This is a genomic window from Inquilinus sp. (assembly GCF_057815775.1).
On the sequence record NZ_JBYRFX010000742.1, the window covers coordinates 1 to 2,138 of the forward strand.

A 2,138-nucleotide genomic window follows, 5' to 3' on the forward strand; every position below is an offset into this window, starting at 1 on the left:
TCCCCCTACCCCCTCCCGCAAGGGGAGGGGGAGAGTGGAAAGCAGAGGTCCGAACAGACGAGCGAGTTCCGAGAAGATACTGTCCCGCGGGAGAGGCAACGCGCAGCCCTCGGGACCCTCGCCGCATGAAGGCCTACCTGACCCGCAAGCTGGCCGGCCTGCCGCTGATCTTGATCGGCGTTTCCTTCCTGATCTTCGGCGCGGTGCGGATGCTGCCGGGCGACCCGGCGCGAATCATGGCCGGGCCGCAGGCGACCCAGGATGCGGTCGACGGCATGCGCACCCGCCTCGGCCTCGACCAGCCGTTCCTGCTGCAATACGGCCTGTTCCTGAGCAACGCGGCCCAGGGCGACTTCGGCGAATCGATCAAGTCGAAGAAGCCTGTGATCGAGGAAATCGGCGAGCGCTTCCCCTACACCGTGTCGCTGGCCGTGGTCAGCTACGCCATCGCCATCATCGCGGGCGTGCTGGCCGGGATGCTGGCCGCCATCTACCGCAACGCCTGGCCCGACCAGGCGGTGATGATCGCCGCGATCGGCGGCGCCTCGGTCGCCAATTTCTGGCTGGCGCTGATGATGATGAACCTGTTCTCGGTGCAGCTGCGCTGGCTGCCGCTGCTGGGGGCCGGCAGCTGGCAGAACTATGTCATGCCGTCGATCGCGCTCGGCCTGCTGCCGGCGGCGCTGATCGCGCGGATGACGCGGTCGAGCATGTTGGAGGTGATCGGCCAGGACTATATCCGCACCGCCCGCGCCAAGGGGCTGGGCAGTGCCGTGATCTACCGCAAGCACGCGCTGCGCAACGCGCTGATCCCGATCGTCACCATCGTCGGGCTGAATTTCGGCGGGTTGCTGGGCGGTGCCGTGGTCACCGAATCCGTGTTCAACTGGCCGGGGATCGGCCGGCTGCTGGTCGATGCCGTGCGCTATCGCGACTATCCGATCATCCAGGGCGTGACGCTGCTGACCGTGGTGTCGGTGGTGGTGGTGAACTTCCTGGCCGACCTTGTGATCGCCGCCATCAATCCCCGCATCCGTTTCGACTAGGACAGCAGGCCCGTGACCACGATCGCCGACAGCGACGACCTTCCGGCCGGCCCGTCCCGGGCCAAACGCCTGGGCCGCATCCTGCGCCGGCACAAGAACCTGACCATCGGCGGCACCATGGTGCTGCTGCTGGTGCTGGCCGGCCTGCTGGCGCCGCTGCTGGCCACGCACGACCCGGTGCAGCAGGCCCTGACCGCGGCGCTGCGGCCGCCTTCGGCCGAGCATCTGTTCGGCACCGACCAATATGGCCGCGACCTGTTCTCGCGCATCATCTATGGCGCCCGGCTGTCGCTGCTGGAGATCGTGCTGGGCGTCGGCATCGCCCTGGTGGTCGGCATTCCGCTCGGCCTGCTGGCCGGCTATTCCGGCGGCAGGGTCGACCAGATCATCATCTGGTTCATGGACATCCTGTTCGCCTTCCCCGGCATCGTGCTGTCGATCCTGATCGTCAGCATCCTGGGCACCAGCCTGGTCAACCTGATGATCGGCATCGCCATCTTCTCGATTCCGGTCTATGGCCGGCTGGCCCGCAACCTGGCGCTGTCGCTGAAGCAGGTGGAGTACACCGAGGCGGCGCGGGCCCTGGGCGCCGGGCTGTGGCGCATCCTGTTCCAGCACATCCTGCGCAACGCGCTGGGGCCGATCATCGTCCAGGCGACGCTGACCGCCGGCACGGTGGTGCTGACCGCTGCCAGCTTGAGCTTCCTCGGCCTTGGCGCCCAGCCGCCGACGCCGGAATGGGGCGCGATGATGAGCGACGGCCGCAACTTCCTGGGCGTGAACATCTGGCTGTCGCTGTTCCCGGGCCTGGCCATCACCTTCTCGGTGCTGGGCTTCAACCTGTTCGGCGACGGGCTGCGCGACCTGCTGGATCCCCGGCGGTAGCGCAAAGAAAAGCCCCGGCCGAGGCCGGGGCTTTCCGTATCGCGAGGGGTGCTGCCTCGATCAGTCGTCGCGCAGATGGCCGCCCAGCGCGGCGCTGACCGCGGCGATGAACGCCCCGATCAGCAGCGCCAGGAAGGTCAGGAACGCCGTGGTCAGCCCGGCCTTGCGGGCGGCGTCGGCGGCCTGCTTGGCCTTTACGTTGGCGGC

At 68.1% G+C, this 2,138-nt stretch carries 2 protein-coding genes; both read left to right on the forward strand.

Annotated features, from left to right (window positions below; genetic code table 11):
* Nucleotides 1–125: 125 nt before the first annotated feature.
* Nucleotides 126–1,046 carry an ABC transporter permease gene (locus AC3XYG_RS26110; RefSeq protein WP_489142796.1) on the forward strand — a complete coding sequence of 307 codons (921 nt, stop codon included), beginning with the start codon at nt 126–128 and terminating at the stop codon, nt 1,044–1,046.
* Between the two features lie 12 nt (nt 1,047–1,058).
* Entirely contained in the window at nt 1,059–1,931 is an 873-nt protein-coding gene (locus AC3XYG_RS26115) for an ABC transporter permease (RefSeq protein WP_489142797.1), read from the forward strand.
* Nucleotides 1,932–2,138: the final 207 nt, after the last annotated feature.

What these genes read in the sequence shown, in the direction of transcription:
- AC3XYG_RS26110 (WP_489142796.1), top strand. Translation starts at nt 126, where the DNA reads ATGAAGGCCTACCTGACCCGCAAGCTGGCCGGCCTGCCGCTGATCTTG.